Source organism: Ureibacillus sp. FSL K6-0165 (assembly GCF_038004285.1).
Lineage (GTDB): Bacteria > Bacillota > Bacilli > Bacillales_A > Planococcaceae > Ureibacillus > Ureibacillus thermosphaericus.
Map to the genome: position 1 here is coordinate 1,730,345 of NZ_JBBOQS010000001.1, position 26,767 is coordinate 1,757,111.

24 protein-coding genes and 1 other annotated feature are annotated in these 26,767 nt (G+C 36.3%); of the genes, 18 read left to right on the top strand and 6 right to left on the bottom strand.

Annotated features, from left to right (window positions below; translation table 11 throughout):
- Nucleotides 1–4 precede the first annotated feature (4 nt).
- Genes nadA through nadB form a run of 3 tightly spaced genes read right to left on the bottom strand, consistent with a single transcriptional unit; the run spans nt 5 to nt 3,499 of the window.
- Nucleotides 5–1,108 carry a quinolinate synthase NadA gene (nadA, locus tag NST00_RS08650; protein ID WP_016837166.1) on the bottom strand — a complete coding sequence of 368 codons (1,104 nt, stop codon included), beginning with the start codon at nt 1,106–1,108 and terminating at the stop codon, nt 5–7.
- Entirely contained in the window at nt 1,108–1,953 is an 846-nt protein-coding gene (nadC, locus tag NST00_RS08655; protein WP_016837168.1) for a carboxylating nicotinate-nucleotide diphosphorylase, read from the bottom strand. Before nadC ends, nadA begins: the two co-directional genes overlap by 1 nt.
- The gene (gene nadB, locus NST00_RS08660) at nt 1,910–3,499 is read right to left on the bottom strand and encodes an L-aspartate oxidase (protein ID WP_340709858.1); all 1,590 of its coding nucleotides are present in this window, start codon (nt 3,497–3,499) and stop codon (nt 1,910–1,912) included. Before nadB ends, nadC begins: the two co-directional genes overlap by 44 nt.
- Before the next feature lie 136 nt (nt 3,500–3,635).
- Between nadB and NST00_RS08665 the strand changes: the two genes are divergently transcribed.
- The 6 genes from NST00_RS08665 (at nt 3,636) to NST00_RS08690 (ending at nt 11,952) form a co-directional block, all read left to right on the top strand.
- Nucleotides 3,636–4,748, top strand: coding sequence for a cysteine desulfurase family protein (locus tag NST00_RS08665; RefSeq protein ID WP_016837172.1), 1,113 nt, complete (start codon nt 3,636–3,638; stop codon nt 4,746–4,748).
- A 20-nt stretch (nt 4,749–4,768) separates the two neighbouring features.
- On the top strand, nt 4,769–5,530 hold the full coding sequence (locus NST00_RS08670; protein WP_016837173.1) for a TrmH family RNA methyltransferase: 762 nt from the start codon (nt 4,769–4,771) through the stop codon (nt 5,528–5,530).
- Nucleotides 5,531–5,677: 147 nt separating this feature from the next.
- Nucleotides 5,678–5,906 (top strand) — a binding site (T-box leader).
- Nucleotides 5,907–6,029: 123 nt separating this feature from the next.
- Nucleotides 6,030–7,067, top strand: coding sequence for a phenylalanine--tRNA ligase subunit alpha (pheS, locus tag NST00_RS08675; RefSeq protein WP_096551455.1), 1,038 nt, complete (start codon nt 6,030–6,032; stop codon nt 7,065–7,067).
- A 12-nt stretch (nt 7,068–7,079) separates the two neighbouring features.
- The gene (pheT, locus tag NST00_RS08680) at nt 7,080–9,485 is read left to right on the top strand and encodes a phenylalanine--tRNA ligase subunit beta (protein ID WP_340709859.1); all 2,406 of its coding nucleotides are present in this window, start codon (nt 7,080–7,082) and stop codon (nt 9,483–9,485) included.
- 151 nt (nt 9,486–9,636) lie between these two features.
- Entirely contained in the window at nt 9,637–10,527 is an 891-nt protein-coding gene (gene galU, locus NST00_RS08685; RefSeq protein ID WP_340709860.1) for a UTP--glucose-1-phosphate uridylyltransferase GalU, read from the top strand.
- Between the two features lie 138 nt (nt 10,528–10,665).
- Entirely contained in the window at nt 10,666–11,952 is a 1,287-nt protein-coding gene (locus tag NST00_RS08690; protein WP_016837177.1) for a glucose-6-phosphate isomerase, read from the top strand.
- Nucleotides 11,953–11,958: 6 nt separating this feature from the next.
- On the opposite strand, the gene NST00_RS08695 is transcribed toward NST00_RS08690, so the two are convergent.
- Entirely contained in the window at nt 11,959–12,420 is a 462-nt protein-coding gene (locus tag NST00_RS08695) for a hypothetical protein (protein WP_126434509.1), read from the bottom strand.
- Nucleotides 12,421–12,539: 119 nt separating this feature from the next.
- Between NST00_RS08695 and NST00_RS08700 the strand changes: the two genes are divergently transcribed.
- The gene (locus NST00_RS08700; protein WP_340709861.1) at nt 12,540–13,088 is read left to right on the top strand and encodes a hydrolase; all 549 of its coding nucleotides are present in this window, start codon (nt 12,540–12,542) and stop codon (nt 13,086–13,088) included.
- A 126-nt stretch (nt 13,089–13,214) separates the two neighbouring features.
- Here the strand turns inward: NST00_RS08700 and NST00_RS08705 are convergent, their stop codons facing one another.
- Complete coding sequence (locus NST00_RS08705; protein WP_016837180.1) at nt 13,215–13,400, bottom strand: hypothetical protein; 186 nt, start codon at nt 13,398–13,400, stop codon at nt 13,215–13,217.
- 313 nt (nt 13,401–13,713) lie between these two features.
- Between NST00_RS08705 and NST00_RS08710 the strand changes: the two genes are divergently transcribed.
- The 3 genes from NST00_RS08710 (at nt 13,714) to NST00_RS08720 (ending at nt 16,551) form a co-directional block, all read left to right on the top strand.
- Entirely contained in the window at nt 13,714–13,929 is a 216-nt protein-coding gene (locus tag NST00_RS08710; protein ID WP_016837181.1) for a hypothetical protein, read from the top strand.
- A gap of 268 nt (nt 13,930–14,197) precedes the next feature.
- On the top strand, nt 14,198–14,806 hold the full coding sequence (safA, locus tag NST00_RS08715; RefSeq protein ID WP_096551448.1) for a SafA/ExsA family spore coat assembly protein: 609 nt from the start codon (nt 14,198–14,200) through the stop codon (nt 14,804–14,806).
- A 242-nt stretch (nt 14,807–15,048) separates the two neighbouring features.
- Nucleotides 15,049–16,551 carry an ATP-binding protein gene (locus tag NST00_RS08720; protein ID WP_016837183.1) on the top strand — a complete coding sequence of 501 codons (1,503 nt, stop codon included), beginning with the start codon at nt 15,049–15,051 and terminating at the stop codon, nt 16,549–16,551.
- Between the two features lie 94 nt (nt 16,552–16,645).
- On the opposite strand, the gene rnhC is transcribed toward NST00_RS08720, so the two are convergent.
- Entirely contained in the window at nt 16,646–17,590 is a 945-nt protein-coding gene (gene rnhC / locus NST00_RS08725; RefSeq protein ID WP_340709862.1) for a ribonuclease HIII, read from the bottom strand.
- A 204-nt stretch (nt 17,591–17,794) separates the two neighbouring features.
- Between rnhC and zapA the strand changes: the two genes are divergently transcribed.
- The 8 genes from zapA to NST00_RS08765 all read left to right on the top strand — a co-directional run bounded on the left by zapA (nt 17,795) and on the right by NST00_RS08765 (nt 26,758).
- Nucleotides 17,795–18,055, top strand: coding sequence for a cell division protein ZapA (gene zapA / locus NST00_RS08730; RefSeq protein WP_016837185.1), 261 nt, complete (start codon nt 17,795–17,797; stop codon nt 18,053–18,055).
- A 5-nt stretch (nt 18,056–18,060) separates the two neighbouring features.
- Nucleotides 18,061–18,603 carry a CvpA family protein gene (locus NST00_RS08735; protein ID WP_016837186.1) on the top strand — a complete coding sequence of 181 codons (543 nt, stop codon included), beginning with the start codon at nt 18,061–18,063 and terminating at the stop codon, nt 18,601–18,603.
- An 88-nt stretch (nt 18,604–18,691) separates the two neighbouring features.
- The gene (polX, locus tag NST00_RS08740; RefSeq protein ID WP_016837187.1) at nt 18,692–20,401 is read left to right on the top strand and encodes a DNA polymerase/3'-5' exonuclease PolX; all 1,710 of its coding nucleotides are present in this window, start codon (nt 18,692–18,694) and stop codon (nt 20,399–20,401) included.
- Between the two features lie 27 nt (nt 20,402–20,428).
- Nucleotides 20,429–22,795: an endonuclease MutS2 gene (locus tag NST00_RS08745; RefSeq protein ID WP_340709863.1), complete on the top strand. Its 2,367-nt coding sequence runs from the start codon at nt 20,429–20,431 to the stop codon at nt 22,793–22,795.
- 5 nt (nt 22,796–22,800) lie between these two features.
- Complete coding sequence (locus NST00_RS08750) at nt 22,801–23,220, top strand: DUF350 domain-containing protein (protein ID WP_340709864.1); 420 nt, start codon at nt 22,801–22,803, stop codon at nt 23,218–23,220.
- Between the two features lie 384 nt (nt 23,221–23,604).
- Complete coding sequence (locus tag NST00_RS08755; RefSeq protein WP_016837190.1) at nt 23,605–25,296, top strand: long-chain-fatty-acid--CoA ligase; 1,692 nt, start codon at nt 23,605–23,607, stop codon at nt 25,294–25,296.
- 93 nt (nt 25,297–25,389) lie between these two features.
- Nucleotides 25,390–25,974 carry a TetR/AcrR family transcriptional regulator gene (locus NST00_RS08760; RefSeq protein WP_016837191.1) on the top strand — a complete coding sequence of 195 codons (585 nt, stop codon included), beginning with the start codon at nt 25,390–25,392 and terminating at the stop codon, nt 25,972–25,974.
- A 13-nt stretch (nt 25,975–25,987) separates the two neighbouring features.
- A complete protein-coding gene (locus NST00_RS08765) occupies nt 25,988–26,758 on the top strand; it encodes an enoyl-CoA hydratase (protein WP_016837192.1) in 771 nt (256 codons plus the stop codon).
- Nucleotides 26,759–26,767: the final 9 nt, after the last annotated feature.

The following is a 26,767-nucleotide window of genomic DNA, read 5'->3' on the forward strand; positions in this document are numbered from 1 at the left end:
GATTTTATGCTAATTGAAGCATACGGTTTAATGACAACAATGCTTCTTCCGTTGTTTCTCGGTCCACTTTAATGACATTTCCTTGTTCACCATTTTCAATCATTTCAAGCGCCCAAAGGAAATGTGGCAAATCGATACGGTTCATTGTTAGGCAAGGGCACATATTTTCATTGAGTGAGATGATGTGCTTGTCGGGATGCTCAGCAATAATTCGTTTCACTAAGTTCATTTCCGTTCCGATTGCCCAACTCGAGCCAGCAGGAGCATTTTTGATGGTTTCTACGATATATTTAGTAGAACCTGAAAGGTCTGCTGCTTGTACTACTTCAAAAGAACATTCTGGATGAACAATGACTGTCATTTCAGGATAGTTTTCTCGAACTTCTTGAACATTCTCCACTGTAAATCCTTGATGAACAGAACAATAACCATCCCATAAAATCACTTTTATGTCTTGGACATTGCCTTCATACTTGAATTCTCCAGAAATCGGATTCCATACAGCCATTTGTTCTAAAGGGATTCCTAATTCGTAGGCTGTATTTCTTCCTAAATGTTGGTCTGGTAAGAAAAAGATTCGCTCTTTTTGCGTAAGTGCCCACTCCACCATTTTTTTAGCGTTGGATGAAGTGACACAAGCACCGCCATTCCGCCCGGTGAATGCTTTTATCGCAGCAGTTGAGTTGACATATGTTAATGGGATAATTGTATCGCCGAAAAGGGCTGTTAACTTCTCCCATGCTTCTTCCGTTTGATAAATATTTGCCATATCTGCCATGGAACAACCTGCACGCATATCAGGCAAGTAAACAATTTGCTCATCGGTTGTTAACATATCAGCTGTTTCAGCCATGAAGTGCACACCGCAAAATACAATATGTTTAGCTTGTTTATTTTTAGCAGCTACTTGAGCCAATTGCAAAGAGTCGCCTATTGCATCAGCAAATTGGATTACTTCATCTTTTTGATAATGATGTGCAGGGATAAATAATTGATCACCTAATTTTTCCTTTATTTCACGAACTCTCTTTTCCATTTCATCACGAGACAAGCGACGATATTTTTCAGGCAACATACCTTGAGTTGGAAGTGTGCAAATTGTTGACATTATTCAACATCCTTTCTTTTTACTAATGCACTAATATCTAAAGCGTTAACCGAATGGGTAAGGGAGCCGAGGGAAATCCATTCTACGCCAGATTCTGCGTACTTTCGCAAATTGTCTAACGTAATGCCCCCAGAAGCTTCCGTTGTTATATGTTTTGGAACAAGCGGCAACCATTGTTTAATTTCTTCAGGAGTTCGATTATCAAACATGATAATATCCGCACCAGCTTCAATTGCTTCTAACAATTGTTCTTTCGTTTCAATTTCCACTTCGATTTTTACCGTATGACCAATTTTTGATTTAGCTAATTGTACGGCCTTTGAAATGCTTCCAGCGAATGCAATGTGATTGTCTTTTAACATAATGCAATCGTATAAGCCGCTTCGGTGGTTATATGCACCGCCTGTCCGCACAGCGTATTTATCGAGCATTCTTAGACCTGGCATCGTTTTTCTGGTATCACATATTTTTGCATTTGTTCCTTTAGTTAATTCAACAGCTTTTCTTGCGTTCGTTGCGATGCCGCTCATCCGTTGAATTAAATTTAAAATGACCCGTTCTCCGCTAAGCAAACTTTGTAAAGAACCCTCTATGATAGCGATTTGATCCCCCTTATGAACTTCATCCCCATCTTCTTTCAGCAAGGTGATGTTAAGGAAAGGGTCGAGCAACTTAAATCCGGTTTCGATTATCGTAGCTCCACAAAAGATTCCGTCCTCCTTTGCATAAAAAGTAAAAGATCCTTGATCTATACGGGAAAAGATGGTTTCGCTTGATAAGTCACCGTCTCCGATATCTTCATTAAAAAACTGTTTCAATATTTCTTGTAATTTGATTTTGTTCATAAAGTCCGTCCCTCACATGTAATTTTCCTTGTTTGAAGATAATCCACTTATTTTGCCAATCCTCATTAATTGATGGAAAGTCATTACGAATATGGGAGCCACGAGATTCTTCTCTAGTAAATGCTCCTTGAACAATTAAAGAGGCGGTAATATGCATAAATAACTGTTCAATCGTTCGTCTGTCTAATGCATCAAAATTGACATTTGCAAATTCCTCATAGGCAGGCAACTGTTCAATTAAATCCGTTAACGCTTTTTTTTCTCTTACGATGCCAGCCTTTAGGAACATTTCTTTTTGTAAGACACTAGGTTGCATTAATTTTGGGATGTTGGACGATTTATTGTCAATTTTTCGAATCGTATAGTTGTTTTGACGGCTGCCGTTATTTAGCAAATGTTCTGCCATCAATTTTCCAAAGGTAATACATTCTAACAATGAATTGCTGGCTAGTCGATTTGCTCCATGGACACCCGTACAAGCGGCTTCACCAATGGCAAGAAGTCTTGGGATATTAGTCCGGCCGTAAACGTCGCTGACGATGCCTCCCATAAGAAAGTGGCTTCCCGGTGCAATGGGTATGCGCTGATTCGATAAATCAATCCCTATCACTTTGCAAATATTAGTAATCGTAGGAAACTTTTCTTCAAAGTGCTCGATGTTCGAAATGTCGATATAAACTTCATGGCCATTTGTACGATGTTTATACATTTCGTAAGCGGTAATATGTCTTGGAGCTAAATCCGCAAGTGGATGAACTCTTTCCATAATTCGATTTCCATTTTCATCAACAAAATAACCGCCTGCTCCTCGAACTGCTTCAGAAACAAGTCCATGCGTTTTTCCATCCAAATAAATTAAGCTTGGATGGAATTGAATAAATTCCATATCAGCGATTTCGGCTCCTGCAAGGTAAGAAAGGGCAATCCCATCACCAAAGCTATCGGAACAATTTGAAGTATATTCATACAATGCTCCTACACCGCCAGTTGCAACAATCACGTATGAGGCTAAGTACGTAATATGATCTTCAAAAGATTTCGTTTTTACACCGATACATTCTCCATCATCATTAATGAGTAGTTCATAAGCCAACTCATATTCGTGAATTATGACGTTTTCAGGCAAAGAATCTACCAAAAAGTTTACTAGAGCTTTGCCCGTTGCATCGCCGCCAGAATGGATGATTCTTGGTTTGCTATGTGCTCCTTCAAGTCCAAGCAAAATCGAGCCATCAGGTGCACAATCAATAGGAAAATGATCGTTAATTAGTTGTTGAACAGTTTGTTTTCCTTCTTTTACAAGTTTTATTACATTTTCCACATCATGATGATGAAGGCCAGCAACAAATGTATCTTCTATGTGAAATCGGATGTTGTCTTCACTGCTTGTGACTGCAGCAATTCCTCCTTGTGCTTTGTATGAATTACCGTTTTTTATGTGATTTTTTGTGACAATGTGTACATCATACTTTTTTGCAAGGAGTTTTGCTGTTTGAAGAGCACTAATACCACTTCCTATAATGACAATGTCTGTGTTGATGATCATAGCATTACCTTCTTTACAGTTGTCTTGACACATATATTTACATAAAATAAATGATAAAACAAGCATTTTCATTCATAATTTCCGTTATGTAAAGTATGCTAAGAGTCCATAATTTTTGTAGAAATGGGGAATATCAATGATTTATCTAGATTATGCTGCGACAACCCCGATGATGGATGTAAGTATTGAGGCTTACAGTCTTGCTGCAAAAAGCGTATATGGTAATACATCCAGTTTGCATGATGCAGGTGGACAAGCAGCCTTTTTGTTAGAAAACGCAAGAGATGTTGTGGCAAATAAATTAGGCGTTAATCGGGACGGCATCATATTTACTGGAAGTGGTACAGAAGGGAATATCCTTGCAATAATATCTTTAGCCCGTGCAGGAAAAGGGAAACATATCATCACGTCAAGCGCAGAACACACGAGTGTACATGCAGCTATAAATACTCTAGAAAGAGAAGGTTATGAAATTACAAAACTACCGTTAACAAAACGAGGTATAGTTGATGTAAGCATGTTAGAACAATCGATTCGCCCAGATACTGTTCTCATTACAATCCAACATGTCAACTCAGAAATTGGTTCTATTCAACCGGTGAAAGAAATTGCCGAAGTTGCACAAAAATACAATATTTCATATCATGTAGATTGTGTTCAGTCCTTCTGTAAATTAGATGTAACGGAATTTTCAAAATTTGTTGATGGCATCACAGTATCCGCCCATAAAATTGGTGGACCAAAAGGCTGTGGTGCGGTATATTTAAATCCACGCAGAAGAATATTGCCACTTTTTCCAGGTGTGACTCATGAAAGGGGCTTAAGAGGCGGTACTGTCGATACCCCAGCGGTTTTTGCTTTTGCCAAAAGCGTAGAGCATTACCAGTATGACTTCAATAAATTTTGGAGTTTGCGAAACCAATTAAAAGAATCAATAAAAGATACAAACTGCTATTTTATTGAAGCAGACGAAGCTCATCAACTCCCAAGCATATGTGGCTTATGTATGAAGGGGGCGGAAGGGCAATACGTGATGTTGCGATTAAATGAAGAAGGAATTTGCATTTCAACCGGAAGTGCTTGCGATATTAACAGTGCATCAGGAACAAAGGCGATACTTGCCATGGGGCATAGCTTATCGGAAGCACGTACATTTTTCCGAATCTCTTTTGGAATGGATACAACAGAAGAACATATTTATCGACTTAGTAAAGCATTAGTAAATTTAGATCAAGATGTAAAAAAATAAATAAAGGCGGTTTATCAATAATGAAACGCATAGAATCGGCTCAAAACGCTTATGTGAAACATTGGAAAAAGCTAGTTACCAATAGGAAAGAGCGAGAAAAAACAGGAGAATTTATTGTCGAAGGATTTCATTTAGTAGAGGAAGCACTAAAAAATAAGGAACGAGTCATTCAAATCATTGTACGCGAAGGGGTTGAAATTCCCCGTGAATGGTCATTGAATGATGTAAAGATAGTGGAAGTAACGAACTCCATTGCGAAGGATATTGCAGAAACAGAAACTTCACAAGGTATATTTGCACATTGCAAACAAACAATGATTTCGGAAACTGAACAGGCATCATGGAAAAAATTATTGCTTATTGATGCAGTGCAAGACCCAGGAAATATCGGAACGATGATTCGTACAGCGGATGCTGCTGGAATCGATGCGGTTGTTTTAGGAAAAGGCTGTGCAGATATATATAATCCAAAGACATTGCGTTCGGCGCAAGGATCTCACTTCCATATTCCGGTAATTCGCGGAAATTTAATGGATTGGGTTGAAAAATTAAAAGAAAGAAACATTCCTTTGTATGGAACTGCTCTTGAAAATGCAGTTGATTATAGAGAATTACATAAGTCAGGAAGTTTCGCCTTAATTGTAGGAAATGAAGGTAGCGGTGTTCAAAAGGAATTGCTCGAGCAAACGACTCAAAACGTGATGATTCCGATTTTAGGACAAGCAGAATCGTTGAATGTGGCGGTTGCTACAGGGATTTTATTATATCATTTCATCGATTAACGAACTCTTACTTTTGCTTCTCGATTGAAGTAAAAGTAAGAGTTTTTCATTAAACGGATTGGATAATTATACAAGGTAGATACTTGAAACATAATCCAATTTATCGTAGAATAGTCTAAGATTTTTCCAATCATATGTGAATAAAGTGGAAATGCGTTGGAGCGGGAAGAGTAAATATTCAAACACTGCATTTCAGGGAGCATAAGCCATGACTGGAAGCTTATGTATGCAGCGAATATTGAAGTTCACCCCGCGAGCAGCATCCAGGACCAGAGTAAAGCTCTGTAAAGGATTGCCGGCGAATGCCGTTATGTCAATGAAGTGATTGCATTTTGCAATAACTAGGGTGGTACCGCGAATGTTCCTCGTCCCTTGAATTGGGGCGAGGTTTTTTTATTTGATTTGTAACATGTGAGTATGTCACAAAAAATGTAAATTTTGTAACAAATAATGGTAATTATTCAAACAAAAAATATTTTTCATTTAAGGAGGTTACATGATGGAACAGCAACTAAAACAAATTGAGCAAGAAGCCATTGAGAAAATTGCTGCATGCATGAACTTAAAAGAACTGAATGATGTTCGTGTTCAATATTTAGGGAAAAAAGGGTCCATTACGGAAGTATTAAAAGGAATGGGGAAACTTTCTCCTGAAGAGCGTCCTAAAATGGGGGCTCTAGCCAATACAGTTCGTGAAAAAGTAACTGAAGCGTTGGAGCAACGTGTCAAAGTATTAGAAGAACAACAAATTCAAGAACAACTAGAAAAGGAATCCGTCGATGTAACACTTCCTGGACGTAAAGTGCGCCTTGGCAACAGACATCCTTTAACGCGTGTTGTTGAAGAATTGGAAGATTTATTCATCTCCATGGGATATGAAATTGCAGAAGGTCCAGAAGTGGAAATGGATTATTATAACTTTGAAGCATTGAATTTGCCAAAAGGGCATCCTGCTCGCGACATGCAAGATACTTTCTACATTACGGAAGAAACGTTATTACGTACGCATACATCGCCGGTGCAAGCTAGAACAATGCTTGCGAAAAAAGGCAAACCGTTCCGTATTATTTGCCCGGGAAAAGTGTATCGTCGTGACACAGACGATGCTACTCACTCACACCAATTTATGCAAATTGAAGGGCTCGTGGTAGGAGAAAACATTCGTATGAGCGACCTAAAAGGTACGTTAGATAAACTCGCGAAAAAAATGTTTGGTGAAGATCGAGAAATTCGTCTCCGCCCAAGTTTCTTCCCGTTCACAGAACCATCTGTTGAAATGGATATTTCTTGTTTCCGCTGTGGAGGAAATGGCTGTAACGTATGTAAACATACAGGATGGATTGAAATACTAGGTGCCGGCATGGTGCATCCTAACGTACTGAAAATGGGTGGATATGATCCGAAAAGATTCTCTGGTTTTGCCTTTGGTATCGGTGTAGAACGTATTGCGATGTTGAAATATGGTGTGGAAGATATTCGAAACTTCTATATCGATGACATTCGATTCTTATCACAATTCCGACGTACAGAAGGGTAAGGGGGTATTAATATGTTAGTTTCATTAAATTGGTTGCAAGAATATGTAGATACACAAGGGCTGTCACCTGAAGATTTAGCAGAAAAAATTACTCGTGCTGGAATTGAAGTCGATTCCGTCATCGATCGATCTCAAGGAATGACGAATATCGTTGTTGGTCATGTCGTATCAAAGGAGAAGCATCCAGATGCAGATAAATTAAGCATTTGCCAAGTAGATGTAGGTACGGATGTAAGACAAATTATTTGTGGTGCACCGAATGTGGAAGCCGGCCAAAAAGTAATCGTTGCATTACCTGGTGCAAAACTTCCGGGTGGAATCAAAATTAAAAAAGCGAAAATGCGCGGTCAAGAATCGAATGGAATGATTTGTTCATTGCAAGAACTTGGAATTGAAGGGCGCGTTGTACCAAAAGCATATTCTGAAGGAATATACGTTTTACCGGAAGATGCAGTTCCTGGCAGCGATGCTTTAGAATTAATCGGTTTACGAGATTCTGTATTGGAGCTTGGTTTAACTCCTAACCGTTCCGATGCACTTTCAATGTTAGGTGTAGCCTATGAAGTGGGAGCAATTTTATCGCAAGATGTCAAATTACCAGAAATTCAATATGAAACTTCAAACGAAAAAGCGGAAGATTACATTAAAGTTAAAGTAGAAGCTACTAAAGAAAATCCATTATACGCTGCAAAAGTCATTAAAAATGTAAAAGTGGCAGAATCGCCATTATGGTTACAGCATTATTTAATGGCGGCGGGTATTCGTCCACACAATAACGTAGTCGATATTACGAACTATGTATTGTTAGAATATGGTCAACCGCTTCATGCCTTTGATTACGATTCACTAGGCACAGGTGAAATCGTTGTTCGATTAGCGAATGAAGGCGAAAAAATTGTTACTTTAGACGATCAACAGCGCACGTTACAGAGTCATCATTTAGTCATTACAAATGGAAAAGAACCTGTTGCTGTCGCAGGGGTAATGGGTGGTGCCAATTCGGAAGTAACAGAAAACACAACAACGGTTGTACTTGAATCAGCTTATTTTGTTGGTCATTCAGTTCGTCAAACTTCAAAAGATTTAGGATTGCGTTCCGACTCATCAGTTCGTTTTGAAAAAGGTGTCGATCCAAATCGAGTTTTAGAAGCTCAAGAACGAGCTGCACAACTTCTTAGTGAATTAGCTGGTGGAGAAGTATTAGAAGGTACCGTATTAGTTGATGAGCTTGATAAAACACCAGCGCGAATTGTAATTTCACCAGATGAAATTAATGCAAAATTAGGAATGAAAATCTCCCTAGAAGATATGATTTCCATCTTACAACGCTTAAAATTTGAGGTGGAAGCAGCACGAGGTTTATTAATCATTGATGTGCCAACTCGTCGACAAGACATTAAAATAGAGGAAGACATCATTGAAGAAATCGCAAGACTTTATGGTTACGATGAAATTCCAATGACATTGCCAGAAGGTAAAATGCATATTGGTGGCTTAACTCCGTATCAAGAAAAGCGCCGCATTGTGCGCAATTTCTTAGAAGGAGCTGGATTGTATCAAGCAATCACCTACTCATTAACTTCTGCTGAATTGTCTCAAAAATTTGCACTGAAAAAAGAAGAAACAACGAAATTGTTAATGCCGATGAGCGAAGACCGTTCAACTTTACGTCAAAGTTTAATCCCTCACTTATTGCAAGCTGCAAGTTATAACTTGGCGCGTCAAGCGGATTCTGCTAGTTTGTATGAGATTGGGTCTGTATTCCTCGGGAAGACGGAGGAAGGTTTACCATTTGAAGAAGAGCATGTTGCCTTTGTCATTACTGGCAAATGGGTAGACGATGCTTGGTTAGGGGATAAACGCAATGTAGATTTCTTCGCAGCAAAAGGCATTGTAGAAGGATTGCTTGAAAAACTAGGATTAACTGAACGAGTTACTTTTGAGAAAGCAGCAATGGACGGATTACATCCTGGTCAAACAGCAAATATATTACTTGATGGAGAACGTATTGGAGTAATTGGTGGTCTTCATCCATCAGAACGAAAAGAGTGGGATTTAAAAGATACGTATGTAGCGGAATTAAATTTACATGCCCTGTTGCGCACTGATGCAAAAGGAGTAGAATACGAACCGGTTCCACGCTTCCCACTTGTTACACGAGATATTGCCATTGAAGTAGATCGCTCTGAACCTGCTGGAGAACTTGAATCTATCATTCGTACATCAGGTACGAAATTATTAAAAGCTGTAAAAGTATTTGATGTATATGAAGGTGAAAATATCGATGCCAATAAAAAATCAGTAGCCTTCACATTAACATACTTTGATCCTGAAAGAACATTAACAGATGAAGAAGTAACAAATGCACATGAAAAAGTATTGAAAGCATTAAAAGAAGCTGGTGCTATAATTCGTTAAAGGTTTTAAAATTTATATATTTAAAGTAAGGCTGGATTTAGATTCCAGCCTATTTTTATCTCATCATTGCTCTTTGTGTTTAGTATGAGTAGAATGGGAAAATATTGTATAATTTTCTTGATGTAAACCAATGGATGAGGAGTGAAATCGCTTGAAAAAAATTAGAAAAGCCATCATCCCAGCTGCAGGTTTAGGAACACGATTTTTACCTGTAACGAAAGCCATGCCGAAAGAAATGTTACCGATTGTAGATAAACCAACCATTCAATATATTGTTGAAGAAGCGATTGCTTCGGGAATTGAAGATATTATCATCGTTACGGGAAAAGGAAAACGGGCGATTGAAGACCATTTTGATCACGCCTTTGAACTGGAGGCAAATTTAATTGAAAAAAAGAAGTACGATTTGTTAGAAAAGGTACGTGTATCATCGGATATTGATATTCATTATATCCGCCAAAAACAACCTCTAGGCCTTGGACATGCCATTTGGTGTGCCCGTAAATTTATTGGTAATGAACCTTTTGCTGTGTTGCTCGGAGATGACATCGTTCAAAATGATGTTCCTTGTTTAAAACAATTAATCAATCAATATGAAAAAACCTTTTCTAGCGTAATTGGCGTTATGGAAGTACCTGATAGCGAAATCCATCGTTATGGTGTGATTGATCCAATTTCCACCGATTCACCGTTAATGCAAGTGAAAATGTTCGTAGAAAAACCAACAAAAGAAGAAGCACCTTCCAACTTTGCGATTATAGGACGTTACATTTTAACACCCGAAATTTTCCGCTACTTAGAACAAAAGAAAATGGGGAAAGGCGGAGAAATTCAATTAACAGATGCTATTGAGGAATTGAATACGATTCAACGTGTGTTTGCATATCGCTTTGAAGGAAAACGATATGATGTCGGCAATCAAATGGGATTCATTGAAACGACAATTGATTTTGCGTTGCAGCGTGAAGATTTGCGAGAAGAAGTAAAACGTTTCATTATCGATAAAGCGCAACAATTATCAATACAAACACGTTCCCATTAATGAAATGCTAAATGAAATAATAAATTATAAGTAGTGATTATGTTTAATTGATAATAGAGTTTTGTAAATCACGATGAAAAAATTTCAAGATTCTATAAGAATATTTAAAGTAAAAAAATAAGAAATGAGGCAATTCCATTGACAACTCATTCTGTTCAAACAACATTATTGAATTGTTTATTCGATTATCAAGATATGGAAGCATATAAAGATCGAGTTAAACAAATTCACTTTGAATTAGAAAATTCAAAGGATATGACTGGTTGGATTAATTATCCATTAATGGACCATAAGGCGTTATTTAATGAAATTGAGGATTTGAAAAGTGAAATATGCATAAATGCGGATGTGTTTGTTGTAATTGGTATTGGTGGTTCATTTTTAGGAGCCCGTGCCGTTCAAGAAGCATTATCTCCTTATTTTGGTGTTCTCAAAGAGGGCATTGAGGTTATATACGTTGGTCATCATATGAGCGGGGCTTATTTAGAGCAATTAATTCATTATTTAGATGATAAAGAAATTTATATCAACGTCATTTCAAAATCTGGAAGCACGATGGAGACAGCTTTAGCATTCCGCGTGCTAAGACAGTATATGGAAAAACGCTATGGTGAAAATGCAGTTAATCGGATTATAGTAACAACAGACCCTGAAAGAGGAATTTTGAAAAATATAGCAGAAAAGGAAGGGTATAAACAGTTCGCTATCCCTTCGAATATAGGGGGCAGGTATTCAGTATTAACGCCAGTGGGGCTATTGCCACTCGCTGTATCTGGAATAGATATTCGATCTTTCATGGATGGTGCAAAAAATGCAGCTTTGGAATTAAAAGCGGTAGATTTAATGCGTAATCATGCATACCAATACGCAGTTATAAGAAATATCTTATATAACGAAGGGTACAGTGTGGAAATGCTAGCATCCTTTGAACCTTCATTAAAGAAGTTTCACGAATGGTGGATGCAGTTATTTGGTGAAAGTGAAGGCAAAGAAAGAAAAGGTCTATTTCCTACATGTGTTACGTTCTCCACTGATTTGCATGCAATCGGACAATTTATTCAAGAAGGAAGCCCCATTTTGTTTGAAACGCTTCTCCATTTCCATGAAATCGACGGGGATTATGACGTACCATATGATAGTCGAAATGAAGATGGATTAAATTATTTAGCAGGCCGCTCCTTTAACGAAATCAATGCAACTTCAAAACAAGGCACAGCCCTCGCCCATGCAGAAGGTGGAGTGCCAGTTATTCAACTAGAAATGCAAAAGCTTGATGCCTATCATCTAGGCTATTTAATCTACTTCTTTATGAAAGCATGTGCCATGAGTGCGAAGTTACTGGAAGTAAATCCTTTCGACCAACCTGGAGTGGAAGCGTATAAAAAGAAAATGCTTAAACTGTTAAAAAATGAACCATTAAAATGAAAAATATTATTCTACATTGGATTCTTCTATATTTTCAATTGGTTTTGGTTTCATAACACCATAAAAAGCTCCAAGTATACCACTAATTGTATGGATTAATCCGAATGTATAGATATTAAAAAAGACTAGATTTTTCGAATTGTTAAATTCAGAGAAGTCTCCTTCTATTGATTGCACAGATGAAAAATACACAAATAATCCAAGAAGCAATATTCCACCGGCAATGCCTATAAATTTTTCTATTCTTTTTGCAGAGCTTGTTACAGTTAAGAAATAGCGAAAAGTGGTAATTAAACTCAATATAATAAAAGGGAATAAGAAAATGATGCCAATGAATCCTAAATTACCAGTTGCTCCTTTCGGTTGCACCTCATACAATTGACTAACGAGTACAAAACCGAAAAAGGAAATGGCGATACTTATAAGCCAGCTTAAACGAATCACATACATCATCCATTTCTTTTGCATTATTTTAAGGCTACTAGTATTATAACCTATCTTAAAAACATGTTCTTATTGAAAGAAAATTTATATACAAGGAAATACCAATATTTTGTAGAATTAAATAAAAGGAAGATTGAAGGGGGATGAGGAGTTTGTTGACGAAACAAGATACTGTACTTGTATTGATTGATATTCAAGGAAAACTTGCACGCATCGTGGACAACAGTGAATTTGTGATTCAAAATATCGCCAATATGGTACAAGGTGCTAAAGTGTTAGGTTTGCCTATTTTATGGCTTGAGCAGTATCCGAAAGGTTTAGGGCCAACTGTAGAAGAAATTTCACAGCATTTAGCAGATGAGAAACCAATTGAAAAGATTACGTTCAGCGCATATGATACACCGGAATTTGTCGCTGCACTTGAAGCAACATGTCGTAAAAAAGTGTTAATTGCCGGTATTGAGACGCATATTTGTGTGTACCAAACGACAGCTCACTTGCTCCAAAATGGTTATGAAGTCGAAGTGTTAGCGGATTGCGTTTCTTCTCGTACAGCTTTAAATACACAAATAGGTTTAGAAAAAATGAAACAATGTGGAGCAAAAATAACGAGTGTTGAAATGGCATTGTTCGAAATGCAACAAATTGCTCGTGGAGATGAATTTAAAGCTATTAGTAAGATTATTAAATGATGATTGAGTGGTTGAAAATAAAAAATTATCATCCGATTTGGATGATAATTTTTTATTTTGAGGTATACCGTATTGTCTTTATTTATAGTCATATTATTGAATGCAGGAGGTTGTTTGTTTCATTTGTTATTCGTTATCCAAAAATTGATCATGTCGTTCACGGATTGATGGATTTTCTTTCTTTTTTGGAATATGAAATTCTTCTTCCATTCCAAATTCTTCGAGACTTGCTCCATTACTTCCCACAGATTGTTTGCCGCGTACAAAATCAAAATGGCGTCTATTGTTTTCTAAATCCATTCGATGATCCATTGTAGAACTCTCCTTTCGTTTTTAATATGAGCATTTTCAACGATGTTATGCATCTCAAAGTTTGTCATAAATTCCTCACAAGCGGAGTTTTAGGTGCACGTGTGTGAATGCTAAATGTACAAGATTGTGTATTAACCACACCAGTTTCACGAGTTAAGCTGGCAATCTCACAAACTGTATTAACTTAACTAATATATATCCATAATTATTTTTAATAAAATAATTTCATATTATTAATGAATAACTTATAGTGAGTAACAATATATTTTAAAGTGTGGATAGATTAATATGTGAAGTTTAGGAGGAAGGAACATTGTCAATTAATAAAGGGCAATTGATTGAGTTAATAGAAAATTTACCAAAGTCAGCACATATTACAACGTACTACTATTTAAAAGATTTAACGAAAAGTAGATTTGTACAATATGAAATAGAAGTTGAAGATTACTCATTCATCAATGAGCAAAATAAACAAATAGAAACGTACTGGATCGATGCTTTTATGGAGTATCATTTAGACTCGAAATAAAATAGCCTCCTATTTATAATCAAATAATTACCAATTCATAAAGAGATTGGTTGTTTCTAATATAAAAATATCTAGTAATTTATTCCTATTTCAAAAATATTTCAATAATTTTACGAGATAAAAAAGAAGAAACTTATTCTATCAAAGGGTTGGTAGATTAATATTTCAACGTAACAAAACTGTAAAAATCCTTCCAAAAATTTTGTGATGAATTCATCAATCATTCCTTTTATGATGAATTTACATCAAGAAGGAAGGATTGAAGGAAATGTACAAAAAATTAAAAAGAGGTGCAGGAGCACTTGTACTATCAATTGGATTATTAGTACCGGCAACGGCTTTAGCTGCAGGAACGTATACGGTTGTTTCAGGAGATTCGCTTTGGAAAATTGCTGTAAAAACACAAACAGGTGTACAAGAATTAATTAATGCGAATCCACAGTTAAAAAACCCTAATTTAATATACCCTGGTCAAAAAATTAATATCCCTGAAAAAGAAGGGTTGGCTTACGAAGAAGAAGTAGTACGACTTGTGAATGTTGAGCGTGCAAAAGCAGGTCTACCAGCATTAAAATCTGATTGGGAACTTGCTAGAGTTGCAAAACATAAATCTCAAGATATGCACGATAAAAAATATTTTGATCATACAAGTCCAACGTATGGTTCACCTTTTACCATGATGAAAAACTACGGAATCCAATATAAATCTGCGGGTGAAAATATTGCGATGGGTCAAAGCACACCAGAACAAGTGGTGAAAGCTTGGATGAACTCATCTGGCCATCGTGCAAACATCTTAAACAAAAACTTCACTCACATCGGTGTTGGTTACGTGAAGGATGGCCATTACTGGACACAAATGTTTATTCAAAAATAATGATAAAAGAGGCGCCTAAAAAGTCATTTTTAGGCGCTTTTCTTTACGTTTGCCGCTCACACTTCATCGCAGATAGAGGTGCGTTTCATATGACCGTCGCAGAGAAATATAATACTAGAGCCTTACTAGAATGTGCAAACTTATTAGTCGGGCTTTTTATCATCAATACCATATTTTGCTTTCAAAGTAGTAATTTTATATAATTCACTTTAAAGTAGCTTTTTCATAAAGGGGATATTATTGTGAAGCCGATCAATTTATTTTCTTTGCTGAATGCAAAAGAAGATTTATATGAAACGAATTTTATACAATATCTGGAGCAGTTCGGAATCAACCCAAGAATCCGAACGAGTGAATTTTATGATTTACATGCTTTCGTTGAAGAGTTGAGAAAGAAATCTAAAGTTATACATATTTACAATGGTTATTACGTCGGCTATATGATTAAGCAAATCGGAAAGGAATTTGATTTATTAAGAATTGGGAAAGACTGTGTCATCAATATTGAATTGAAGCGGGAAGGAAATGTAGAAAAGATAACGAAACAGCTTGTACAAAACCGTCATTATTTAAAATTTCTAGATGTGGATGTATACAATTTTACCTATGTTTCATCAATCAATAGATTATATAAGTTAAACGAAAACCATCAAATTGAAGAAGTTGATTTTCACTTTTTAATTGATAAATTAATACAACAACAAATACAAGTCATAGAAAATTTAGATGATTTGTTTGATCCGTCGAATTACTTAGTATCCCCATTCAATTCAACAGAAGCATTTATGGAAGATAAATATTTTTTAAGTGCCCAACAAAGTACATATAAACGAGAAATCATTCATGCCAAGCCGACGAATCAATCAAAAATATTTGCGATTGAAGGTGGCCCTGGTACAGGAAAATCCTTACTCACTTATGACATTGCGAAAGAGTATATTCGACAATCGAAAAATGTCATCATTTTTAACTGCGGACGATTAAATGGAGGACATTTGAAGCTAATTGAAGAATACAAATGGCCAATTGTGCCAATTAGTAAGTTTCAAAAGGTCATACATAAAGAAACGGATTTATCAAAATATGACTTAATTATTTTCGATGAAGTACAGCGTTTATATATTCATAAATTACAGAGCTTCATTCATCTCTTAGAAAAATCAAAAACGAAATGTATATTCTCGTACGACCCTAATCAAGTATTAACGACTGTTGAAATGAGAAATAAAGTACCAAAAATCATCGAGACGACATTGAAACCTGTGAAGTATGAGTTAACAGAAGTTGTTCGATATAATAAAGAAATCCATTCATTTATTAAGAAGTTGTTTGATCTATCGACGGAAGTGCCTGTACAACAATATTCTAATGTGAGCATTCAATATTTCTCATCCATTCAAGCGACAAAGAGTTACCTGTATTTTTTACAGCAAGCTGGTTGGAAAGTGATTGATTTCACGCCTTCAAGGTTTATTGATCGCTCCAACAATCAAAGCAATCCATTAGCAGTGACAACCGCTGACGTAATCGGGCAAGAATTCGATTATGTTGTAGCAGTAATTGATGATTCGTTTTACTATAAACCGAATCATAAATTAGCAGCCAAAATGAATTTCAAGAAGCCGTATTATCAACCGACGAAAATGCTTTATCAAAACATTAGCAGAGCGAGGAAAAAACTGCATGTAGTTGTTGTCAATAACTTAATTGTAATGGATAAAATTTTAAAGATTTTAAATGGTTAATATCACCCTATTTCTTACCAATTTGTACTTAGATGATTGGAATGAATAGCAATATAAAATGGTCGATTCCACAATCGACCATTTTGAATGTTAGTCATCTACTTGCGAAGTTTTCAAAAATCCTTTTGGCTTTTTTAGTGTTCGCAAAATGCCATTTTGCGATAGAACGGAGAACATTTTCACCTTGCTGCAACAAAATTTTTGCTGCCATTTCATCGACCAAATGACTAGCGCCTTTTTGAAGGGGAAACCCAACAATGTCAGATAGGCGATCCATTTCGATTAAAAAAGCATAACGCGCTATAATGGAGGCGGCTGCAACAGCGATATGTTGCTGTTCAGCTTTTGTCGAAAAAAGAACGTTTTCGCGAATGATTTCTTTTTCATTTTGAATATATTGATAGTACGTGTCTCTTTCTGCAAATTGATCAATTAATATATAATCCGGTTTTTCCGGTGAAATTTTATGGAGCACATGTTTTAAAGCTTGATTGTGCAGCATGGCTTTCATTTTTCCTTGAGTTAAGCCGCGGCTTTGCAAATCGTTATACTTGTCATTGCGTAATGTTAAAAGGCTATGAACACAAGTTGCAATTAAATGAGGTGCAATTTCTCGGATTGCTTGATCGTTTAGTTGTTTAGAATCTTTTACTCCCAGTTCTGTTACTAGTTCAATTTTGTCATTTGGTACGTAGACAGCAGCGACTGTAATTGGACCGAAATAGTCTCCAGTTCCTGTTTCATCAGATCCAATAACAGACAATTTTGAAAAGTTTTCCGGAAGTGTATCTCCTATTGAGTTTATGTTTTGTTGATTGTTTTCATCAGTTAGAGCGAATTCGTTAAATCGGCTAGCTTCCCGTTGAGCTCCTAAACCCTGAAACATTACTTTTCCAGAACTGTATACGGTGATGGCTACATCGGGGAGTTTTGCTGCAAATACGACACCAGGTGCATTACGTTCTACCTTATGTTTTAAGTAATACGTTTCTATTTCATTGAGTTGTTGTGGTAATAATTTTAAGACGATATTGTTCATGATACGACCCTTTCTCCCAAGAAAGATTTAAATTGATTTTACCAAAAGGAGATTGAGAATGAAATTCTACAATATCCCTTTTAACTCTAGGTTGTATGACAACGAATAAAGATGATATGATAAACTTATTGATTCTAATAAAACATAAATATATGTAATTAACAGCTCCTATGAAAAAATATCGAGCTTCTAGGAGGTGCCCACTTGGCTGAGCAAGAGAAAAATAAAATAGAAGTCGAAATATATGGCCATACTTATAAATTAGTAGGTAATGAATCCATTGGTCATTTACGATTAGTCGCTTCTATCGTAGATGATAAAATGAGGGAAATTAAATTACATAATCAATCTCTCGATACGACTCAACTAGCTGTGTTAACCGCAGTGAACAGTGTTCATGAGTTTTTAAAGCTCAAAGAAGAAGTTGAGAGATTAGAAGAAGAATTGAAAAAACTGAAGGGTTGAACTGCATGTTAGATATCATATTGCTTTTTGTTTTTGCTGCTAGTTTATTAATAGGAATGAAGCGCGGTTTTATCATGCAAGCAATTAATCTTGTTGGTTTTCTTGTTGCGTTAATCGTGGCTTACATTTACTATAAACCGCTAGCAGAAAAATTTGTGTTATGGATTCCATATCCGGGGTTGCAGCCGGACTCTTCTCTTACATTAGTGTTGGATGCATTGGATGTAGATAAAACATTTTATCGTATTATTGCTTTTGCGGTAATCTTCTTTGTTGTTAAACTTGCCATGCAAATTGTTGCTTCGGTATTTGATTTTTTAACATTTTTACCAGTATTAAAATCTTTTAATCGCATTTTAGGGGCATTACTATGCTTCGTGGAATTTTATTTTATACTTTTTATTTTATTATATGTTTTCGCATTATTACCAATTGATGCTATTCAAAAACTCATGGGAAGTTCGTTTATTGCCAATTTCATGCTTGAACATACCCCAATCGTAACTCAATTATTCCAAAAACTATGGTATATTTATTTGGAAAATTAATAAACAACGAAATGATTGTCAAAAGTATCTTCCATCAACACAGCGGAGATACTTTTTTGCGGTTTAAAATAGAAAAAGGGTGGGACAGTTGAATAAAAAAATTGTCATTCGTACATTGGAAAAAATTGCGTTGTATTTGGAGCTTAAAGGAGAAAATCCGTTTAAAGTATCCGCCTTTCGAAAAGCGGCGAATGCATTAGAGTTGGATGAACGAAGTCTTGAAGAAATTGATGATTTTACGAAAATTAAAGGGATTGGAAAAGGCACGGGAGCAGTCATTGAAGAGCTGATTCAAACGGGAGAGTCCCAACAATTAATCGAATTAGAAAAACAAATACCGAAAGGCTTAATCCCTCTATTAAAAATACCTGGCCTTGGCGGTAAAAAACTTGCAAAGCTATACCAGGAACTTGGAGTGAGTAGTCGTGAAGCGTTGAAGGAAGCTTGTGAATCCAAAAAGGTACGATCGTTGCCTGGGTTTGGACCGAAAACGGAAGAGAAAATTTTGAAGGAACTTGAACAATTTGGAGAACGAACAGGAAGACTTCCTATTTGGTATCTTGAATCGGTTGTGAGAGAAATAAATCAACTACTTGCATCCATTGAAGAAATTGAACGATATTCTGTTGCCGGGAGTTTCCGTCGGGTGAATGAAACGAGCAAAGATTTGGATTTTGTCATTGCCACAAAAAGTCCTGAAAAAGTTAGGGAACAGCTTTTATTTGAATTAACAATAAAAGAAATCGTTAGCAGTGGAGACACAAAAGTGTCTGTCGTATTGGATTTGGACGAGCTTGTCAACGTTGATTTTCGATTAGTGGCAAATGAAGAATTTATCACAACACTTCATCACTTTACCGGTTCAAAAGATCATAATGTTCGCATGCGTCAATTAGCAAAAGAACAAGGGAAGAAAATTAGCGAATATGGTGTGGAACAACCAGATGGACAAATCCTTACATTCCATTCGGAAAAAGAGTTTTTCGCTCATTTTGGACTTCCTTACATTCCGCCCACTGTTCGCGAAACGGGACAAGAATTGGATCGTTTAAATGAAATTAAAGAATTGGTTACAATAGAAGATATTAAGGCTGATTTACACATGCACACCACTTATTCTGACGGTGCTCATTCCGTAGCAGAAATGGGAGAAGCGCTTATTTCAAAAGGCTATCATTTTGGAGTGATAACAGACCATTCTCAATATTTGAAAGTAGCAAATGGTTTAACACCGGAAAGGTTAAAAAAACAGCGTGAAGAAATTGAAGCTTTTAATGAAGCTCACCCTGATTTTACTTTATTTTCGGGAACAGAAATGGATATTTTGCCTGATGGTTCCCTCGATTATGATGATGACGTATTAAAAAATCTGGATTTTGTGATCGCCTCCATTCATTCAAGTTTTTCTCAACCTCAAGAAAAAATTATGGAACGATTATTTGCGGCGATTCAACATCCCTATGTTCATATGATTGCACATCCAACTGGTCGAATTATTGGTGAACGTGAAGGATATAATCCTAACGTTGAACAATTAATTCATTGGGCGAAAGAGTATGGGAAAATTTTGGAATTGAATGCTAGCCCATACCGATTAGATCTATGTATAGAACATTTGAAACTAGCGATGGAACTTGGTGTTCCTATTGCAATCAATACAGATGCCCATGCGATTGAACAACTTGATTATATGGAAATCGGTACAAAATATGCGCAAAAAGCGTGGTTGAAAAAAGAACTAGTTGTCAATACATGGAGCGTTGAACAGTTCAAAAATTTTATTCGGAAAAATAAGTAAACATATGTACAGACAGGAGTGTTCAGAGTGATTGCTGAACGAGCATTAAAAACCCTTGAATTCGATAAAGTGCGTGAGCAAGTGTCAGACTTTTGTACATCTTCCTTAGGGAAGCAACAAATAGAGCAGCTTGTGCCAGAGCCAAACTTTGAAAAGGTTGTTGAACTTTTAGAAGAAATGGATGAGGGACTAGCCATCCTACGGGTAAAAGGACATGTGCCAATGGGAGGTATTTTTGATATTCGTCCACATACAAAGCGGGCACAAATAGGCGGTATGCTAAGTGCAATGGAATTGATGGAAATTTCAAGTACTATTAGAGCAAGTCGAATTTTAAGAAATTTTATTGAAGATATCGAAAATGATGAAGAAATTCAAATACCACATTTTATTGAAAGAAAAAATAATATGCCGATTTTAACAGCGGTACAGCATGAAATTGATCATTGCATTGATGAAAATGGAACGGTGTTGGATTCCGCTAGCGTGGAATTACGGTCAATAAGACAACAACTGCGCTCAGAAGAAGCGAAAGTGAGACAAAAACTTGATAGTTTAACGAGAGGCCCTAACGCAGCAAAAATGCTTTCGGATACTATCGTAACAATTCGAAATGACCGTTATGTTATCCCGGTAAAACAGGAATATCGAAGCTACTACGGCGGGATTGTTCATGATCAATCTTCTTCAGGGCAAACTTTATTTATTGAGCCGGAATCAGTTGTGCAAATCAATAATGAAATTCAACGTTTAAAGGTTCGTGAAAAGGCTGAAATAGAGAAGATTTTACTTGCCCTTACGGAAAAAGTCCAAGAAGTAGCGAACGATTTATTTGAACTAGTTAAAATACTAGCGGATATCGATGTCATATTAGCGAAGGCGAAATACGGTGTGGCACAAAAATGCTCAAAGCCAAGCGTGAACAATGAAGGATATATTCGTCTAATACAAGCAAGACATCCCCTAATCCCAATGGATGTAGCGGTGCCGAATACAATTGAATTTGGTCGAGAATATACAGCAATTGTGATTACTGGGCCAAACACAGGGGGGAAAACCGTCACATTAAAAACGGTTGGATTGTGCACCTTAATGGCACAAGCGGGAATACCAATACCTGCATTAGATGGCTCAGAGCTTTCCGTTTTCAGTCAAGTATTTGCGGATATTGGTGATGAGCAATCCATCGAACAATCGCTATCCACTTTCTCATCCCATATGGTGAACATTGTCGATATATTAAAACACTTTGATGAAAACTCGTTAATTTTGTTTGATGAACTTGGGGCAGGTACCGATCCGCAAGAGGGGGCGGCACTTGCGATATCAATTTTAGATGAAGTTGTGGATAAAGGGGCGCGCGTTATGGCTACAACCCATTATCCTGAATTAAAAGCATATGCGTATAACCGAAAAGGAGTTATCAATGCAAGTGTTGAATTTGATATTGAAACCCTTAGTCCTACTTATCGATTATTAATAGGCGTTCCGGGACGATCCAATGCATTTGAAATTTCGAAGCGTCTCGGCTTAAAAGATTCCATCATTAATCAAGCGAAATCTTATACAGGTACTGACCGTCGAGAAGTAGAGTCGATGATTGCTTCATTAGAAGAAAGCAGACGCCGCGCTGAACAGGAAGCAGAGGAAGCGCATGAAATTTTAGAAGAAGCACAACAATTGCATGCGCAGTTAGAAGAAAAATTGAGTGCATTTAACGAAAAGAAAGAAAGCCTTGAACAAAAAGCGAAGGAAGAAGCGCGGAAAATTATTGAGGATGCGAAAAAAGAAGCAGAACATATCATTAAAGAATTACGTGAAATGCAGCAAAATGCTAATCAAGTTATTAAAGACCATGAAATCATCGAAGCGAAAAAGCGTTTAGAAGACGCATTACCAGCAGAAAATCCAATTTTGAAAAAACAAGCGAAAATTCGTGAACGAGCACAAAACTTACAACCTGGTGATGAAGTAAAAGTATTAAGCTACGGTCAAAAAGGAACGCTAATTGAAAAAGTTTCCGATAATGAGTGGGTTGTGCAAATCGGTATATTAAAAATGAAAATGGATGAGTCAGACTTAGAATATGTGAAGCCAGAAAAAGAAAAGCAAAGAATTACATTGACAACGGTGAAAAATCGCAATAGTCATGTTAAATTAGAATTAGACTTGCGAGGAGAACGGTTAGAAGATGCCATCATGAAAACAGAAAAATATCTTGATGATGCCCTACTTGCCAACTATAGCCGTGTAACAATTATTCATGGAAAAGGTACAGGGGCTTTACGCCAAGGAATTCAAGAATATTTGAAAAAACATAAACGAGTTCGTTCTTTCCGATATGGTGAAGCTGGTGAAGGTGGCTTAGGAGTAACTGTCGTTGAATTAAAATAAAGGGGATGGTGAATGTGGGTACAACTTTTTGGCAACATCCTTTAATAGAAACAGCAGGCTATTTTAGTGTTGTTGTATTATGTTTAATAGTTTCAATGGTCTTATTTGAAATGGTGACAAAATATAAAAATTGGGAAGAAATTAAAAAAGGAAATGTTGCCGTCGCCCTTGCTACTGGAGGAAAAATACTAGGTGTTTGCAATATATTCCGCTATTCCATTGAAAGGCATAATACTTTTTTTGAAATGATTGGTTGGGGGTTGTACGGGTTTATTTTGCTTATCATCGCATATTTTTTATATGAATTTTTAATCCCCCATTTCAATGTCGATCAGGAGATTGCAGCGGATAATCGTTCAGTTGGATTGATTTCATTCACCATTTCACTTGGACTTTCCTTCGTCATCGGTGCCAGCATCATTTAGGAGGTTCCAATGGACAAATTAGCAAAAGTGCTTATCGTTGTAGCTGTCTTATTTTTTATTATAGGATTTTATTATTTACTTTCACTATAATGGTTATTATTAAAATTTTAATACTAGTAGAAACGTTAACATGCGTTTCTACTAGTTTTTTTATTGTTACAAAGTTATTAATAGTTATATCAAAATAGTAAATAACCCTATTATTCGACATTTTTCGTCATAGAAAATAGTATTAAAATTATTGAATGAATAAGAAAAATTAAGAATTAAAGTAGAAAAAAATTATAATTCTAAAAAAATAGTTTGAAAGACCATTTCTTTTCAATTATAATAAATGTAACAATTGCAAGAAAATTTGAACATTTGCGCAAGGGGGATGTGTTGATGTCTAGTAAAATTTGGCTTAAACATTATCCTGCTGAGATACCGCATACGCTGGAGTATGAAGAAATTCCCGTCCAAACATTTTTGACAAGAGCATACGAAAAAAATCCAAAAAAATGTGCAATACATTTTATGGGAAGGGAATTGGATTATCAAGAGCTGTATGAATCAGCATTAAAATTTGCCAACTATCTTCGTTTTTTAGGGGTTGAAAAAGGAGATCGGGTAGCAATCATGTTACCAAACTGTCCACAGGCAGTTATAGCTTATTACGGTATTTTATATGCAGGAGGAATTGTCGTTCAAACAAATCCGCTTTACACAGAGAGGGAATTAGAGTATCAAATGCAGGACTCTGAAGCAAAAGTAATTTTGGCATTGGATATTTTATACCCAAGAATCATGAAAGTCATTCATCGAACACAAATTGAAAACGTTATCATCACGGGTATTAAAGATTATCTTCCATTTCCGAAAAATCTCGTATATCCTTTTATTCAGAAGAAACAATATGGCTTTAGTGTCAAAGTAGAACATCGTGGTTCCACACATTTATTCACGGAAATCATGAAGGTTGAAAAACCGAAACCAATTGATGTGCCTTTTAATTTTGAAGAAGATTTAGCCCTTCTTCAATATACTGGTGGTACGACTGGCGTTCCTAAAGGGGTAATGTTGACTCACAAAAATTTAATTGCCAATACAATGATGTGTGATGCATGGTTATATAAATGTGAGGAAGGAAAAGAAATTATATTAGGATTGCTTCCTTTCTTCCATGTATACGGCATGACTACAGTGCTGATTTTATCCGTCATGAAATCAAACAAAATGGTATTGCTTCCTAAATTTGAAGTGGAACAAGTGTTAAAAACCATTGATAAACAAAAACCTACTTTATTCCCTGGTGCACCAACAATGTATATTGGTCTATTAAACCATCCGGATTTATCTAAATATGATTTGTCTTCCATCAATGCATGTATAAGTGGTTCTGCTCCACTACCTGTGGAAGTACAAGAAAAATTTGAAGAAATCACTGGTGGGAAACTTGTAGAAGGCTACGGCTTAACGGAAACTTCACCAGTAACCCATGCAAACTTTATTTGGGGAAAACGAGTAGTTGGCTCGATTGGAGTTCCTTGGCCTGATACAGAAGCGGTGATTATGAAACCAGGAGAAAATGAAATTTTACCACCTGGAGAAGTAGGAGAAATCGCGATTCGTGGACCTCAAGTGATGAAGGGATATTGGAAACGCCCTGAGGAAACTGCAAAAGTGTTTGCAGATGGATGGTTCTTAACTGGAGATTTAGGATATATGGATGAAGAAGGATATTTCTATGTTGTAGATCGTAAAAAAGATGTCATTATCGCTGGCGGATTTAATATTTATCCGCGAGAAGTAGAGGAAGTATTGTACGAACATGAAGCGGTTCAAGAATGTGTTGTAGTTGGAGTTCCAGATCCATATCGGGGAGAAACGGTGAAAGCTTTCATTGTATTAAAAGAGGGTAAAACAGTGACGGAAGATGAATTAAATAAATATTGCCGCAATAATTTAGCTGCTTACAAAGTACCTCGCATTTATGAATTTAGAGATTCACTACCGAAAACAGCAGTAGGAAAAATTTTAAGAAGAACATTAATTGATGAGGAAAAACAGAAAGCTAAGGAGCTTCAAGCGAAATAGCATTAGTTATTGACAGAAAGTTCATGAAATTATAATATGAAAATATGAATGAATAATCATTCATATTTTCTTATTTTTTTGGTGGTGAACATCATGAATCGAGATAAACCGAAATACATGCAAATAATTGAAGCAGCAGTTATTGCGATTGCCGAAAATGGCTATCATCAAACACAAATTTCAAAAATTGCTAAACAAGCAGGTGTTGCAGACGGGACCATTTACCTGTATTTTAAAAATAAAGAGGATATTTTAATTTCCTTGTTTAAAGAAAAAATGAGAGTTTTTATTGAAAATTTAGAAGAAATCATTCAAACTGGTGCTAACGCCTCTGACAAACTATCAAAAATGATAGACAACCATTTTAGTGTGTTGGCCAATAATAAACACCTTGCGACAGTCACCCAATTAGAATTGCGCCAATCAAATAAGGAGCTTAGGTTAAAGATTAATGCAATTTTAAAAGAATATTTGAATCTTCTTGATAATATATTGGTAGAAGGCATGATGAATGGCGAATTTAATCCAACAATGGATGTGAGAGTTGCAAGACAAATGGTATTTGGAACAATCGATGAGACAATTACGTCTTGGGTGATGAATGATTTCAGATACAGCCTCTTAGATAATGCACCTAAAGTAAAGCATCTACTATTGAATGGTCTAAAAAATAATTAAAAGGAGTGTCTTCATGGAATTTCTAAAATGGAGAGCAGAAGACGGTGTTGCGATTGTAACAATCAATCGTCCGCCAGCAAATGCACTAGCACAACAGCTAATCCGTGAATTAGACGAATTGATGACTGAAGTTGAACATAATAATGATGTTCGAGTTGTTTTACTTCACGGTGAAGGACGTTTCTTTTCAGCAGGAGCTGATATTAAAGAGTTCACAGATGTTTCATCTGAACAACAGGCAGTAAATCTCGCAGAAAATGGACAAGCTGTTTTTGATCGCTTGGAATCTTTCCCAAAACCTGTCATCGCAGCAATTCATGGTGCCGCACTTGGCGGTGGATTGGAACTTGCGATGAGTTGCCATATTCGATATGTCGCTGAAGACGCGAAGTTGGGTCTTCCTGAATTAAATCTTGGAATTATTCCTGGATTTGGTGGAACACAAAGATTACCGCGATATGTCGGATTAGCAAAGGCTGCTGAAATGATTTTTACAGGAGAGCCGATTTCAGGGGCAGAGGCCGTACAATGGGGGCTAGCAAATAAGGCTGTACCACAAGAAGAACTTTTACCGCAAGCATTAGAATTGGCGAAAAAAATTGCCAAAAAGAGCCCGGTTTCATTAAAAGCTGCTATTCATGCATTACAATACAGTAAGAAATCATTCGAAGAAGGAATCAAAGCGGAAGCAGAGCAATTCGGCATTGTATTTAATTCAGAAGATGCAAAAGAAGGAATTCAAGCATTTATTGAAAAACGCCAACCTACTTTTAGTGGCAAATAATTTTTAGGA

Coding starts and splice junctions, on each gene's coding strand:
- NST00_RS08705 (WP_016837180.1), bottom strand. CDS start 13,400: ATGGATCATCGAATGGATTTAGAAAACAATAGACGCCATTTTGATTTT.
- NST00_RS08760 (WP_016837191.1), top strand. CDS start 25,390: ATGAATCGAGATAAACCGAAATACATGCAAATAATTGAAGCAGCAGTT.
- pheS (WP_096551455.1), top strand. CDS start 6,030: ATGGAACAGCAACTAAAACAAATTGAGCAAGAAGCCATTGAGAAAATT.
- NST00_RS08765 (WP_016837192.1), top strand. CDS start 25,988: ATGGAATTTCTAAAATGGAGAGCAGAAGACGGTGTTGCGATTGTAACA.
- pheT (WP_340709859.1), top strand. CDS start 7,080: ATGTTAGTTTCATTAAATTGGTTGCAAGAATATGTAGATACACAAGGG.
- safA (WP_096551448.1), top strand. CDS start 14,198: ATGTACAAAAAATTAAAAAGAGGTGCAGGAGCACTTGTACTATCAATT.
- nadB (WP_340709858.1), bottom strand. CDS start 3,499: ATGATCATCAACACAGACATTGTCATTATAGGAAGTGGTATTAGTGCT.
- NST00_RS08755 (WP_016837190.1), top strand. CDS start 23,605: ATGTCTAGTAAAATTTGGCTTAAACATTATCCTGCTGAGATACCGCAT.
- NST00_RS08735 (WP_016837186.1), top strand. CDS start 18,061: ATGTTAGATATCATATTGCTTTTTGTTTTTGCTGCTAGTTTATTAATA.
- NST00_RS08665 (WP_016837172.1), top strand. CDS start 3,636: ATGATTTATCTAGATTATGCTGCGACAACCCCGATGATGGATGTAAGT.
- NST00_RS08670 (WP_016837173.1), top strand. CDS start 4,769: ATGAAACGCATAGAATCGGCTCAAAACGCTTATGTGAAACATTGGAAA.
- NST00_RS08750 (WP_340709864.1), top strand. CDS start 22,801: ATGGTGAATGTGGGTACAACTTTTTGGCAACATCCTTTAATAGAAACA.
- rnhC (WP_340709862.1), bottom strand. CDS start 17,590: ATGAACAATATCGTCTTAAAATTATTACCACAACAACTCAATGAAATA.
- nadA (WP_016837166.1), bottom strand. CDS start 1,108: ATGTCAACAATTTGCACACTTCCAACTCAAGGTATGTTGCCTGAAAAA.
- NST00_RS08700 (WP_340709861.1), top strand. CDS start 12,540: ATGAGGAGTTTGTTGACGAAACAAGATACTGTACTTGTATTGATTGAT.
- nadC (WP_016837168.1), bottom strand. CDS start 1,953: ATGAACAAAATCAAATTACAAGAAATATTGAAACAGTTTTTTAATGAA.
- NST00_RS08695 (WP_126434509.1), bottom strand. CDS start 12,420: ATGCAAAAGAAATGGATGATGTATGTGATTCGTTTAAGCTGGCTTATA.